At 64.0% G+C, this 12442-nt stretch carries 11 protein-coding genes; 9 read left to right on the top strand and 2 right to left on the bottom strand.

What is annotated here, in order from left to right; genetic code table 11:
* Nucleotide 1: 1 nt before the first annotated feature.
* On the bottom strand, nucleotides 2–646 hold the full coding sequence (locus tag LBW87_RS20470; protein ID WP_225203315.1) for an HAD family hydrolase: 645 nt from the start codon (nucleotides 644–646) through the stop codon (nucleotides 2–4).
* 40 nt (nucleotides 647–686) lie between these two features.
* Nucleotides 687–2105 (bottom strand): PLP-dependent aminotransferase family protein, encoded by a 1419-nt coding sequence (locus LBW87_RS20465; protein ID WP_225203314.1) that lies wholly within the window; start codon nucleotides 2103–2105, stop codon nucleotides 687–689.
* A gap of 252 nt (nucleotides 2106–2357) precedes the next feature.
* Between LBW87_RS20465 and LBW87_RS20460 the strand changes: the two genes are divergently transcribed.
* The 9 genes from LBW87_RS20460 to LBW87_RS20420 all read left to right on the top strand — a co-directional run bounded on the left by LBW87_RS20460 (nucleotide 2358) and on the right by LBW87_RS20420 (nucleotide 12441).
* A complete protein-coding gene (locus tag LBW87_RS20460) occupies nucleotides 2358–3680 on the top strand; it encodes an aspartate aminotransferase family protein (protein WP_225203313.1) in 1323 nt (440 codons plus the stop codon).
* A gap of 498 nt (nucleotides 3681–4178) precedes the next feature.
* Nucleotides 4179–5372 carry an ABC transporter substrate-binding protein gene (locus tag LBW87_RS20455; protein WP_225203312.1) on the top strand — a complete coding sequence of 398 codons (1194 nt, stop codon included), beginning with the start codon at nucleotides 4179–4181 and terminating at the stop codon, nucleotides 5370–5372.
* A 65-nt stretch (nucleotides 5373–5437) separates the two neighbouring features.
* Complete coding sequence (locus tag LBW87_RS20450; RefSeq protein WP_225203311.1) at nucleotides 5438–6304, top strand: branched-chain amino acid ABC transporter permease; 867 nt, start codon at nucleotides 5438–5440, stop codon at nucleotides 6302–6304.
* 9 nt (nucleotides 6305–6313) lie between these two features.
* Nucleotides 6314–7285 carry a branched-chain amino acid ABC transporter permease gene (locus tag LBW87_RS20445; RefSeq protein ID WP_225203310.1) on the top strand — a complete coding sequence of 324 codons (972 nt, stop codon included), beginning with the start codon at nucleotides 6314–6316 and terminating at the stop codon, nucleotides 7283–7285.
* The gene (locus tag LBW87_RS20440) at nucleotides 7282–8049 is read left to right on the top strand and encodes an ABC transporter ATP-binding protein (protein ID WP_225203309.1); all 768 of its coding nucleotides are present in this window, start codon (nucleotides 7282–7284) and stop codon (nucleotides 8047–8049) included. Before LBW87_RS20445 ends, LBW87_RS20440 begins: the two co-directional genes overlap by 4 nt.
* Entirely contained in the window at nucleotides 8046–8750 is a 705-nt protein-coding gene (locus LBW87_RS20435) for an ABC transporter ATP-binding protein (protein ID WP_225203308.1), read from the top strand. The genes LBW87_RS20440 and LBW87_RS20435 overlap by 4 nt, the downstream gene beginning before the upstream one ends.
* A 22-nt stretch (nucleotides 8751–8772) precedes the next feature.
* A complete protein-coding gene (locus LBW87_RS20430; protein WP_225203307.1) occupies nucleotides 8773–10047 on the top strand; it encodes a Zn-dependent hydrolase in 1275 nt (424 codons plus the stop codon).
* Nucleotides 10044–11531 (top strand): M81 family metallopeptidase, encoded by a 1488-nt coding sequence (locus tag LBW87_RS20425; RefSeq protein ID WP_225203306.1) that lies wholly within the window; start codon nucleotides 10044–10046, stop codon nucleotides 11529–11531. The genes LBW87_RS20430 and LBW87_RS20425 overlap by 4 nt, the downstream gene beginning before the upstream one ends.
* Before the next feature lie 10 nt (nucleotides 11532–11541).
* Nucleotides 11542–12441 carry a DMT family transporter gene (locus LBW87_RS20420; RefSeq protein ID WP_225203305.1) on the top strand — a complete coding sequence of 300 codons (900 nt, stop codon included), beginning with the start codon at nucleotides 11542–11544 and terminating at the stop codon, nucleotides 12439–12441.
* The last annotated feature ends 1 nt before the right edge of the window (nucleotide 12442 follow it).

The following is a 12442-nucleotide window of genomic DNA, read 5'->3' as shown; positions in this document are numbered from 1 at the left end:
CTCAGACCACAATGCCCAGCGCATTCAGCTCGGCCCGAGTGTGCGCGGCATCGACATGCAGGATGCCATGCCAGCCCAGCGCTTGCGCAGCGTCCACATTGATCTTCAGGTCGTCGATGAACACCAGTTCATCCGGCTTCAGGTCAGGCAGGTGCGCGCCATAGCGCGCCAATGCGATTTCATAGATACGCGGATCGGGCTTGATGCACTTCTCGTCACCTGACACCACGATGTCCTGGAACACGTCCAGGAAATCATAGTTATCGCGCGCATACGGAAACGTCTCAGCGGACCAGTTGGTCAGGCCGAACAACGGCATGCGGCTTGCATGCAGGTCCTTCAGCAGCGTCACGCCATCGTCCAGCGGGCCGCGCAACATCTCCGTCCAGCGATCATAGAAAGCGCGAATCAATGACGCGTGCTGCGGATGCTCGGCCACCAGCAACTCGGTGCCTTCGGCGAGCGTGCGACCGGCATCCTGTTGCACATTCCACAGCGGCGAGCAGACGTCGCGCAAGAACCGGCGCCGCTCTTCGTCGTCGGCGATCAGCTGTTGATAGACATGCAGCGGGCTCCAGTCGAACAGCACGCCGCCAAAATCGAAGACGACGGCGCGAATGCCGGGGGTAGTAAGCGTCGGGTTCATGCTTGGCAATCCATGAAGAAAGGGTTGACCATTCTACTGCTCACAACGTGCGGAAGAACTCGAACAATTCCGGCACATCGGCAAAACCGACGTTGAACCGAAAACTGGCCTGCTCCGGTGTATTGAGCCGGAAGAAATCGCCCGGCGCCAGCCAGATGCCCTTCTGCCGCGCACGGTCGGCGATCTCGCGCGCCGACAGCTTGCTGTCGGCCAGCGTGGCCCAGGTGAACATGCCGCCGCGTGGCGCGGTAAAGGGAATCAGGCCGACCTCGGCCAGCCGTGCATTGAGCGTGGACTGGGCATTGAGCAGCGTCGCGTTGAGCGTTTGCACATGGCGCCGGTGATGCCCTTCGGTGAGCACGTTGTGGACCAGGCGTTCGTTGATCTCGGAATTGGTCAGCGTCAGGATCATCTTGGTGTGCACGATCTGGCGCGCCAGCTCCGGCTGGCAGGCGACGAATCCGACCCGCAGCGAGGGTGCGATGGTCTTGGAGAAACTGCCCACGTAGATCACCCGCTGCAACCCATCGAGCGCGGCCAGCATGGGGTCGGTGGGCTGGCCCAGTTCGCGGAAGATATCGTCCTCCACCACCCAGAAACCATGCCGCTCGGCCGCCTGCAACACGCGCATGGCGCAGGCCGGCGTGTAGGAAGTGCCGGTCGGATTCTGCAACACGCTGGTGGTGAAGAACAGCTTGGGACGATGCTGGCGCGCCAGCACGTCGAGCGCTTCGGCGTCGACCCCGCCCGGAATGCGCGGCACCCCGATCACGTTCAGGCCGGCCAGGCGCAGCATGGCGATCAGGTTGCAGTATCCGGGGTCGTCGATCATGACCGTGTCGCCCGGCTGCGTCATGGTGCGCACCACCAGGTCCAGCGCCTGGGTCGCACCGTGGGTGGTGAGCACCTGGTCGATCGACAGCTCCAGCGCCCAGTGGCCCAAAAACTGGGCAATCTGCTGGCGCAACGGCGCGTACCCGAAGGGATGACCATAGGCCACCTGCTGCAGGCCGGGAGAACGGATGATGCGCCGCTCGGCCTGGTGCAGGCCTTCATCGTTGAGCCACTTGCCCGGCAGCCAGCCGGCGCCGGCCTTGATCGGCACCCGGTCATCGGCAAACATCTGCGACAGCAGCCAGGCCGAGTCGATGGCCGGCTCATGGGGCGTAAAGACCGCTCGCGCACCGGCCTGGGTGGCGCGCGCGGCGACAAAGAAGCCGGCCCCGCGGCGAGCCTGCAACAGGCCGCGCGCCACCAGTTGTTCGTAGGCCTCGACCACGGTCGAGGCGCCGATGTCGTGGCTCTGCGCCAATTGCCGAACCGACGGCAGGCGTTCGCCGGAACGCAACTGGCCAGCCTCGATCAGGCGCGCCAGTTCGGCCGCCACCTGCTCGACCAGGCGGGTCGCGGTATTCCTGTGCAATTGCAGGTGCAGCTCTTCGCGCACTGACTTGGCCATGCATTCTCCGATACAGATCCGTAAAGTGTATTGCTCACCGCGACCACGCATGCCACCCGGAAAAGGCCTATAGACGGGATCCGGCCTGAAAATCCGGGATGCATGGACAGCGTCTTTCCCATCCTGCGAGTCAATACAGTTCACTGAACTTTGCAATACAGTTTCGTATGATTTTCAAAAGTGTGTCTAACAATACTGCCAGTGTCTGGCAATAATCAAGCTGTTCTCAACTTCCGCCCGCTGGTGCGCCCCATGTCTACTTCCGAACAGAAACCCGGCCTGTCTGCCTACTGGATGCCGTACACCGCCAACCGCAACTTCAAGGCCAGCCCGCGCATGCTGGTGTCGGCCGAAGGCATGCATTATCGCGACGACGCGGGCAACGCCATCCTCGACGGCACCGCCGGCCTGTGGTGCGTGCCGCTGGGTCATGGCAACCAGCGCATCGTATCGGCCGTGCAGCAGTCGGTGGCTACCCTCGACTACGCGCCGTCGTTCCAGCTGGGCCACCCGTCGGCCTTCGAATTGGCCGAGCGCCTGAAGGCCTATACCGGCAATCGCTTCGGCCATGTGTTCTATACCGGCTCGGGCTCGGAGTCGGTCGATACCGCGCTCAAGATCGCGCTGGCCTATCACCGCGTGCGCGGCAACGCCACCCGCACCCGCCTGATCGGTCGCGAACGCGGCTATCACGGCGTCGGTTTCGGCGGCATGTCGGTGGGCGGCATCGGTGGCAACCGCAAGACCTTCAGCACGGCATTGATCGCCGGCGTGGATCACCTGCCGCATACCCACAACCTTGAAAAGAATGCCTTCACCAAGGGCGAACCTGAAGTCGGCGCCAACCTGGCCGACGAACTGGAACGCCTGGTCGCGCTGCACGACGCCTCCAACATCGCCGCCGTGATCGTCGAACCGGTAGCCGGATCGACCGGTGTGCTGGTACCGCCCAAGGGTTACTTGAAGCGCCTGCGCGAGCTGTGCACCAAGCATGGCATCCTGCTGATCTTCGACGAAGTCATCACCGGTTTCGGCCGCCTGACGACACCGTTCGCGTTCGACTATTTCGACGTCGAACCCGACATCGTCACCACCGCCAAGGGTCTCACCAACGGCGTGGTGCCGATGGGCGCGGTGTTCGTCAAGAAGGAAATCCACGATGCCTTCATGGAGGGGCCGGCCGGCATCGAACTGTTCCACGGCTACACCTATTCGGGCCATCCGCTGGCCTGTGCTGCGGGCCTGGCGTCGCTCGACAGCTTCGAACAGGACGGCGTGCTCGACAATGCCAAGGCCGTGGCCGACTACTTCCAGGAAGCGGCCCATTCGCTGCGCGGCCTGCCGCACGTGATCGACATCCGCACCATCGGCTTGATCGCCGGCATCGAACTGTCGTCCATCGAAGGCAAGATCGGCGCGCGCGCCTATGATGCTTTCGTGCGCGCTTTCAACGATGGCATCCTGATTCGCGTCACCGGCGACATCATCGCGCTGTCGCCACCGCTGATCATCAACCGCCAGCAGATTGATGAACTGTTCGGCAAGCTGGGCGCGATCCTCAAGACGCTGGCCTGATGACATCGAAAACGGCATGAGTGACTCATGCCGTTTTCGTTAGTGCAGGATGTTGGTGCAGGGACCGTAGCAGTTGGTGCAATGCCGCTGTCGATCGAGATGAAAATGCACCTTGATATCGACGCAAATTTTTCAGCCCGCCAGGAGATGATAAGACCCACACTCGGGTACAGAAAATAGTTAGAAAAAACCTGCCTGCAGACTGGTGGATACACACCGGCGCACGATCAACAGGTCAGAAAATAATAGTGGAGACAAGCCCATTTGAGCATGCCCTTCCCGCACGCCTTCCTGCGCCCTGCGCAGCACGCGTCGCGTCCTCGTTGCAGCCATTTTTTCCGCGCTTTCCTGCGGAGGATTGCAGGCGTCCGTATACTCCGTTCACCTCGTATTTTGCGTCGATTTCCATGGCTGTTAGGCATGGAACTTGCGTTGATTTGCCGTTGATGTTTTCGTAGATGACACCTTTCGATTCTTAATTTTTCTGGAGATGTGAACATGACCAGCCGTCGCGATTTTCTGAAGCTTTCTGCACTGGCCGCACCGGGCGCACTGTCCTTCACCGATGTGTTCGCGCAGGCCGACGCCATTTCGTTCGGTTGCCCGGTGCCGATGTCGGGCCCCTTCGCCGCCAACGGAAAATTCGCCGACATGGGCATGAAGCTGGCGCTGCAGAAATACGGCAAGGTGCTGGGCAAGAGCACCAGCTACGTGACGCTGGATACCGAAGGCAAACCTGCCACGGCGGTACGCAAGATGCAGGAGAGCATCGAGAAGGGCACCCGCTTCTTCGCCGGCGGCATCCTCTCGGGCGAGGCGCTGGCCATGGGCAAGGAAGCCGACAAGGCAGGCGGCATCTTCATCACCACCGCCGGCGCCGACGAGATCACCGGCACCGATTGCAATCGCTCCACCTTCCGCTGGTCGGTGCCGACCTTCGGTGCGGTCGAGCAGACCGTGCGCCCGCTGCTCGAAAAGCTGCCTAACGCCAAGCGCTGGTACACCATCACGCCGCAATACGTGTTTGGCGAAGGCCTGCTGTCGGCGGCCAAGGCGATCTTCAAGGAAAAGGGCATCGAGCACGTCGGCAACAGCTATCACTCGCTGACCGAAAAGGAATTCTCGGGCTACCTGACCAACGCCATGGCGGCCAAGCCCGATGTGCTGCTGTTGCTCAACTTCGGTTCGCAATCGTCGGACACGCTGCGCCAGGCGGTCAGCTTCGGCATGAAGAACAACTGTACGATCCTGATGGCCTGGGCCTCGGGCCTGGAACAGTTCGAGACGCTGGGCGCCGACATCTGCGACGGCGTGTACTTCGGCGCGCAGTACTGGCACGCCATCGATTCGCCCTTCAACAAGGAATTCACCAAGCTGGTCAATGACACGCTGAAGATCGAACCGAACTACAGCCTGGCGGGTTCCTACATCTGTACCAAGATCATGCTCGACGCCATCATCAAGGCCAACAGCACCGATCCCAAGGCGGTCATCGCGGCCATGGAAGGCATGAAGTACGAAGGCCTGACCGGCACCGAAGAGATCCGCAAGAGCGATCACCAGGTCATCAAGAACTACTACCTGCTCAAGGGCAAGGCGAAGTCGAAGATGACCAACAAGAACGACTATGCCGACATCATCTCGTTCGGCAAATCGTTCCTGGCGCCCGAAAAGACGCAGTGCAAGCTCTAAAGGCCTGGCGGCGGCGACCCTCGGTCGTCGCCGGTGTCGCCCATTGATTTCCGTCACGAGGTTTCATGAATATCTATCTGCTGCAGATCGCCAATGGCATCGGTATCGGCATGCTTTACTTCCTGCTGGCGGTCGGCCTGTCGATCGTGTTCGGGCTGCTGCGCTTCGTCAATTTCTCGCACGGGGCATTCTTCCTGCTGGGGGCTTACCTGTGCTTCCAGATGAGCGACTGGGGCCTCGATTTCTGGTGGTCGCTGCTGGTGGCGCCACTGGTGGTGGGCGCCTTCGCCTATGTGGTCGAGCGCTTCGTGCTGCGCCATGTGTATGCGCTGCCGCACCACTTCCATATTCTCTTCACCGTCGGCCTGGCGCTGGTGCTGCAGGAGGCAGTGATCTCGATCTGGGGCCCGCTGGGCAACAATGTGTCGCCGCCCGACCTGCTGCAGGGCGTGGTGATGGCGGGCGGATTCGTCTATCCCAAGTACCGCTTGTTCGTGATCGGCTTCACCGCCGTGCTGGCGGTGGTGCTGTGGTGGGTGCTGGAAGGCACGCGGCTGGGCGCCATCGTGCGCGCCGGTAGCGAGTCGACCGAGATGGTGTCGCTGCTGGGCCTGAACATCAACCGCATCTTCAGCCTGGTGTTTGCGCTGGGCGCGGCCACCGCCGGCCTGGCCGGGGCACTGGCCGCGCCGATCCGCGGCGCCGATCCGTTCATGGGCGTGGAAGCGCTGGGGATTGCGTTCGTGGTGGTGGTCATCGGCGGGCTCGGCAGTTTTTCGGGAGCGCTGATCGGCGGCATCCTGGTGGGTATCGTGCAAAGCGTGATGAGCACCGTCTGGTCCGAGGGCGCGCACCTGATGATCTACATCGCCATGGCGGCGGTCATGCTGTTGCGGCCCAATGGCTTGCTCGGCCGGCCCGGCGCGGCGTAAGGGGATCCCATGAAACATTTCGTTCATTTTCGTTATACCTTGCTGGCCGCGGCGGTGGCGCTGCTGCTGCCGCTGACGGTCGGCTCCGGCACCCTGGCCACCGAAGTGCTGGTGTTTGCGCTGGCCGCGCTGGGCTGCAACCTGCTGTTGGGCTACACCGGCCTGATGTCGTTCGGCCAGGGCATCTTCTTCGGCGTGGGCAGTTATACCGCCGGGGTCGTGCTGCTCAAGCTGAAGGCGCCGTTGCTGGTGACACTGGCGCTGTCGGCCGGTGGCGGTGCGGTGGTGGCGTTGCTGGTGGGCTGGTTCTCGATTCGCCAGCGCGGCACTTACTTCGTGATGCTGACACTGGCCTTCGCGCAGATGTTCTACTTCCTGGCCTATACGATGAAGGATGTCACCGGCGGCGACAACGGCCTGCTCGACATCGCGCGCCCGCCGCTGACGCTGTTCGGCCAGACGCTGCTGCCGACCACGTCCTCGTGGCAGTACTACACGGTGGTGGCCATCATCTTCGTGCTGGTGTTCTGGCTGTTGCAGCGGATCGTCGATTCGGTGCTGGGCCGTACCCTGCTGGCGGTGCGCGACAACGAGGCGCGCGCCTCGGCGGTGGGCTATGACGTGCGGCTGCTGAAGCTGGCCGCGTTCATCATCTCGGGCGCCGTCACCGGCCTGGCCGGTGGCCTGCATGCCATGATGACCGGCGTGGCGCCGCTGTCGAACATCGAATATCACACCAGCGAATCGATCCTGGTGATGACCGTCATCGGCGGCACCGGCAACCTGTTCGCGTCAGTGCTGGGGGCAGCATTCTACGTGCTGGCCGGCAACTGGCTGTCGAGCCTGTGGCCGCGCTGGCTGATGCTGCTGGGCTTCCTGCTGATCGCGGTAAGCCTGTACATGCACAAGGGCTTGTTCGGGCTGGCCGTGAAGTTGATCAACATGGTTCGTCCCGCGCGCACCGAGGAGAAACATTCATGAGTACCCCCATCCTCCAGGCGCACAAGGTCACCAAGCGCTACGGCAAATTCACGGCGGTCAACGGCGTCACGCTCGACATCATGCCCGGCACCGTGCATTCGGTGATCGGCCCCAACGGCGCCGGCAAGACCACCTTGTTCCATACCCTCACCGGCACCACTCCGATCACCGAGGGCAGCATCAAGGTCGAAGGCGAGGAAGTATCGCACCTGCCGGGGCATCGCCGGGTACGCCGTGGCCTGGCGCGCTCGTTCCAGGTCACCAGCCTCTTTCCCAACCTGAGCGTGTGGGAAAACCTGCGACTGGCGGCGCAGGGATGCCGTCCCTTCGCCGCGCTGAATCCGTGGAAGCGCGCCGAGCAGATGCACGCCGCCTGCGAGCTGGCCGATCGCCTGGTCGAGCGGCTGTCGCTGCAGGCGGTGGCGCAACGGCTGTCGTCGGAGCTGTCGCATGGCCAGCAGCGTCGCCTTGAAGTCGGCATGGCGATGGCCGGACAACCCAAGGTAATCTTCCTGGACGAGCCGACCTCGGGCATGGGGATCGACGACATCGGCGACATGAAGCGCCTGATCCACGGGCTGCGCGACGACTATACGGTGGTGCTGATCGAACACAACATGGATATCGTGATGGACATCTCCGACCGCATCACCGTGATGCAACTGGGCCAGATACTGGCGCAGGGCAAACCCGACGAGATCCGCAGCGACGAGCGGGTGCGCCGGGCCTACCTGGGCAGCATGATCACCGGAGGCCGCGCATGATCCTGCAAGTCGAGGAAGTCCATGGCTACTACGGCAAGAGCCACATCCTGCAGGGCGTGTCGCTGCAGGTCGATGCGGGCGAGGTGATTACCCTGCTGGGCCGCAATGGCGCCGGCAAGACCACCACCCTCAAGAGCATCGTGGGCGTGGTGCCGCCGGCCCCCGGACGGGTCGTGTTCGACGGCCAGGAGGTGGGCAGCCTGCCGCCGCACAAGATCGCCGCGCGCGGCGTGTGCCTGGTGCCGGAGCATCGCGGCATCTTCAAGCTGCTCACGGTGGAAGAAAACCTGACCATGGCAGCCCGCCGCGAATCGGCCTGGGGCCTGGAAGACGTGTACAAGATCTTTCCCCGCCTGAGGGAGCGCCGCAAGAATGGCGGTGGCCAGTTGTCAGGTGGCGAGCAGCAGATGCTGGCCATCGCCCGCGCGCTGATGACCAATCCGCGCCTGTTGATGCTCGACGAACCGGTGGAAGGACTGGCGCCGGTGATCGTCGACGAGATCGTGGCGCAGATCAAGCTGATCAAGGCGACCGGCATCCCGATCATCCTGGTCGAGCAGAACCTGGAAGTCTGTACCCAACTGGCCGACCGGCATTACATCATCGAGCAGGGCCGCGTGGTCTACACCGGCACCAATACTGAATTCCTGGCCGACGACGGCGTCAAGGACCGCTACCTGGGCGTGAACCTGGCCGCGTAGACCATCATTTAATGGAGTCATCATGAACACAACTAGCACCCCGACCCAAGCCGCCTTGCGCATCGATGGCAAGCGCCTCTGGGATTCGCTGATGGAACTGGGCCAGATCGGCGGCACCGCCAAGGGCGGCGTCTGCCGGCTGGCGCTGACCGACCTCGATCGCCAGGGCCGCGACCTGGTGACGTCATGGGCCCGCGCCGAGGGCATGAGCGTGGTGGTCGACCAGATCGGCAACATCTTCATGCGACGTGACGGGCGCAACAATGCGCTGCCGCCGGTGATGACCGGCTCCCACATCGACACCCAGCCTACCGGCGGCAAGTTCGATGGCAACTATGGCGTGCTGGCCGGCATCGAGGTGATCCGTACGCTCAACCAGCACAACATCCAGACCGAGGCGCCCATCGAGGTGGCGGTGTGGACCAACGAAGAAGGTTCGCGCTTCGTGCCGGTGATGATGGGCTCGGGCGTGTTCTGCGGCGCCTTCACGCTGGAGCACGCCTACAACGCCACCGATGTCGACGGCAAGAAGGTGCGCGACGAACTGGAACGCATCGGTTACATCGGCGAACAGACATGCGGCGACCATCCCATCGGCGCCTACTACGAGGCGCATATCGAGCAGGGTCCGGTGCTGGAAAACGCCGACACCGTCATCGGCGTGGTGCCGGCGGTGCTGGGCCTGTCGTGGTACGACTGCACGGTGACCGGTTTCGAGTCGCATGCAGGCCCGACGCCGATGGAAATCCGCAAGGACGCGCTGCAGGTCTCCACTTACATCATGCAGGAGGTGGTGGCCATCGCCAATCGCTATCCGCCCTACGGTCGCGGCACGGTCGGCCAGGTGCAGGTGATGCCCAACAGCCGCAACGTGATTCCGGGCCAGGTGAAGTTCTCGGTCGATCTGCGCAACGTCAATGACGAAACGCTCAACCGCATGCACGAAGACCTGCTCGCCACTATCGAGGCGACACGCCAGAAGACGGGCCTGAAGATCGAACTGGAACGGGTGTCGTACTTCCCGCCCTGCCCGTTCCACCCGGACTGCGTGGACAACGTGCGCGACGCCGCCGAGGCGCTCGGCTACAAGACCATGGACGTGGTCTCGGGCGCCGGCCACGATGCGATCTATGCCGCGCGCCTGGCGCCGGCCGGCATGATCTTCGTGCCCTGCAAGGATGGCGTGAGCCATAACGAAATCGAAGATGCCCAGCCCGACCATCTGGAAGCCGGCTGCAACGTGCTGCTGCAGGCGATGCTGGCCAGCGCCGGCGTGGTCGATGGAGGCCGCGCATGAAGATCGTCATCGCCCGCATGAACCACGAAACCAATACCTTCTCGCCGATTCCGACGCCGCTGGCGGCGTTCGACCCGCAATGGGACGAAGCCGCCCGCAGCAACCAGAAAGGCGCACTGACTGCGATGGGCGCCTTCCTCGATATCGCCGAGGGGATCGCCGCCGAGATCGTCACGCCGCTGGCGGCCTGGGCCAATCCCAGTGCGGCGGTGGCGGCTGACGCCTATACGTTGATGTGCGACGCCATCGTGCGCGCAGTCGGCCAGGGCTGCGACGCCATCATGCTCGACCTGCACGGCGCGATGGTGGCCGAGAATGCCGACGACGGCGAAGGCGCGCTGCTGGAGCGCATCCGCCAGGTGGCGCCCGATACGCCGATGACGGTGGCGCTGGACCTGCACGGCAACGTCACGCAGAAGATGGTCGCGCACGCCGACATCATCGTCAGCTTCAAGACCTACCCGCACATCGACATGTACGAGACCGGCGAACATGCCGGCCGTCTGTTGCTGGATCTGCTGGCGCGGCGCGCACATCCGGTGATCGGCTGGCGGCAAATACCGCTGCTGTCGGCCACGCTCACCAGCAACACCTCGGCCTCGGCCATGCAGCGCGCGGTGCAGGCGGCGCAACAGGCCGAGCAGGAACCGGGCATATTGGCAGTGTCGGTGCTGGCCGGTTTTCCGCTGTCCGATTTTCGCGATGCCGGCATGTCGGTGGTGGTGGTCGCCGATGGCGACGCCGCGCTGGCCGATACGGTCGCCGAGCGCATTGCGCGCCGCATGTGGGAAGAGCGCGTCGACTTCGTCTACGACAGCCTGCCGCTGGCGCAATCGCTGGCCCAGGCGCGCGAACGCAGCCGGGGACCAGGCACCGGTCCGGTGCTGCTGCTGGACCATAGCGACAATGTGATGTCGGGCGGCACCTGCAACACCATGGACGTGCTGGAGGCCGCACTGGCGGCCGGCCTGGAAGGCATTGCCGTGGGCCCCATCAGCGACCCCGAAGCGGTGGCGCAGATGATCGCCGCGGGGCTCGATGCCCAGGTGACGCTGGCAGTGGGCAACAAGGTGCCGCTGACGCAGCAAGGCATCACCAAGGTGCCGCCGGTGCTGACCGGGCGCGTGGCCGCCATCAGCGATGGCCGCTTTACCGTGACCGGCCCGATCTATACCGGTTCGACCATACAGATGGGCCGCAGCGTGCTGTTCGATATCGGCGCGGCCCGCATCGTGGTGACCGAGGAGCGGGTCGAGCCCTATGACACCGGCGTATTCACCAGCCTGGGGCTGGACCCGGCGCAGCAGTCGTTTCTGATCCTGAAGTCGCGCATGTATTGCCGGCCGGTGTTCGTGCCGATCAGTCGCGGCCTGGTCGAATGCGATTCCGACAGTGGCGGCCCCACCAGCGCCAACCTGAAGCTGTTCCCGATTGCCAAGGTGCGACGTCCGATCTATCCGCTCGATGCGGACATGGATTGGTAAGGATGCGACCATGAGCGCCAGGCCCGCTGCGGCCAGGGTGATGCTGGTATTGCTGGGCCTGCTGTGGGGCCTGAACTGGCCGGCGGTCAAGATCTCGCTGTCGGGCGTATCGCCCTGGGCCTTGCGCAGCACCGGGCTGGGCGTGGCCGCCTGCACGGTGTTCGCGCTTGGCCTGCTGCGGCGACGACCGATGAGACTGCCGCGTGGTCGCGAGCGACTACACGTGGTGGTCGCCGGTCTGCTCAACGTGGCCCTGTTCAATATCCTGCTGACGTTTGCGCAGTTGGGCGCGGCCACCTCGCGGGTGGCCATCATTACCTATTCGATGCCCCTGTGGGCCACGCTGGCGGCGCGCCTGGTGCTGGGCGAACGACTCGACGCGATGCGCGTCGGCGGCCTGACGCTGGGGGCGGTGGGCCTGGCGGTGCTGTTGTGGCCGCTGATGGCCAGCGGTCTGCCACCCGGCATCCTGCTGGCCTTGGGCGCGGCCATCTCGTGGGCCGCCGGCACGGTCTACATGAAATGGGCCAGGCTGAGTGCCGAACCGCTGGCGCTGGCGGGTTGGCAACTGCTGATTGGGGCGGTGGTAGCGTTGACGGGACTGTTGTCGTTCGAGCACGGCCGGCATTTTCCGCCCTGGAGCGAGATCGATGCCCGGCTGCTGCTGGCGCTGGGCTATCACATCCTGTTCGGCATGGCCGCAGCGCACGTGCTGTGGTTCTCGATCGTGGCGCGCATGCCTGCCGGCGTGGCCGCACTGGGCACGCTGCTGGTGCCGGTGGTGGGCGTGACGGGGGCGGTGCTGCTGCTGGGCGAGCGCCCGGCGCTCACCGACCTGGCGGGATTTGCGTTGATCTTCTGCGCCGCGCTTTGCGTGTTGTTGCCGGGGCGGCGGCGCATGCCCCGATAAA

It is taken from the genome of Herbaspirillum sp. alder98, from assembly GCF_020179755.1.
In the GTDB taxonomy this organism is placed as follows: domain Bacteria; phylum Pseudomonadota; class Gammaproteobacteria; order Burkholderiales; family Burkholderiaceae_D; genus Herbaspirillum.
Note: the sequence above shows the minus strand (reverse complement) of the source record. Positions and strands in the feature narration are given on the sequence as shown.

What these genes read in the sequence shown, in the direction of transcription:
- LBW87_RS20420 (WP_225203305.1), top strand. Translation starts at nt 11,542, where the DNA reads ATGAGCGCCAGGCCCGCTGCGGCCAGGGTGATGCTGGTATTGCTGGGC.
- LBW87_RS20450 (WP_225203311.1), top strand. Translation starts at nt 5,438, where the DNA reads ATGAATATCTATCTGCTGCAGATCGCCAATGGCATCGGTATCGGCATG.
- LBW87_RS20455 (WP_225203312.1), top strand. Translation starts at nt 4,179, where the DNA reads ATGACCAGCCGTCGCGATTTTCTGAAGCTTTCTGCACTGGCCGCACCG.
- LBW87_RS20445 (WP_225203310.1), top strand. Translation starts at nt 6,314, where the DNA reads ATGAAACATTTCGTTCATTTTCGTTATACCTTGCTGGCCGCGGCGGTG.
- LBW87_RS20425 (WP_225203306.1), top strand. Translation starts at nt 10,044, where the DNA reads ATGAAGATCGTCATCGCCCGCATGAACCACGAAACCAATACCTTCTCG.
- LBW87_RS20465 (WP_225203314.1), bottom strand. Translation starts at nt 2,105, where the DNA reads ATGGCCAAGTCAGTGCGCGAAGAGCTGCACCTGCAATTGCACAGGAAT.
- LBW87_RS20430 (WP_225203307.1), top strand. Translation starts at nt 8,773, where the DNA reads ATGAACACAACTAGCACCCCGACCCAAGCCGCCTTGCGCATCGATGGC.
- LBW87_RS20435 (WP_225203308.1), top strand. Translation starts at nt 8,046, where the DNA reads ATGATCCTGCAAGTCGAGGAAGTCCATGGCTACTACGGCAAGAGCCAC.
- LBW87_RS20470 (WP_225203315.1), bottom strand. Translation starts at nt 646, where the DNA reads ATGAACCCGACGCTTACTACCCCCGGCATTCGCGCCGTCGTCTTCGAT.
- LBW87_RS20440 (WP_225203309.1), top strand. Translation starts at nt 7,282, where the DNA reads ATGAGTACCCCCATCCTCCAGGCGCACAAGGTCACCAAGCGCTACGGC.
- LBW87_RS20460 (WP_225203313.1), top strand. Translation starts at nt 2,358, where the DNA reads ATGTCTACTTCCGAACAGAAACCCGGCCTGTCTGCCTACTGGATGCCG.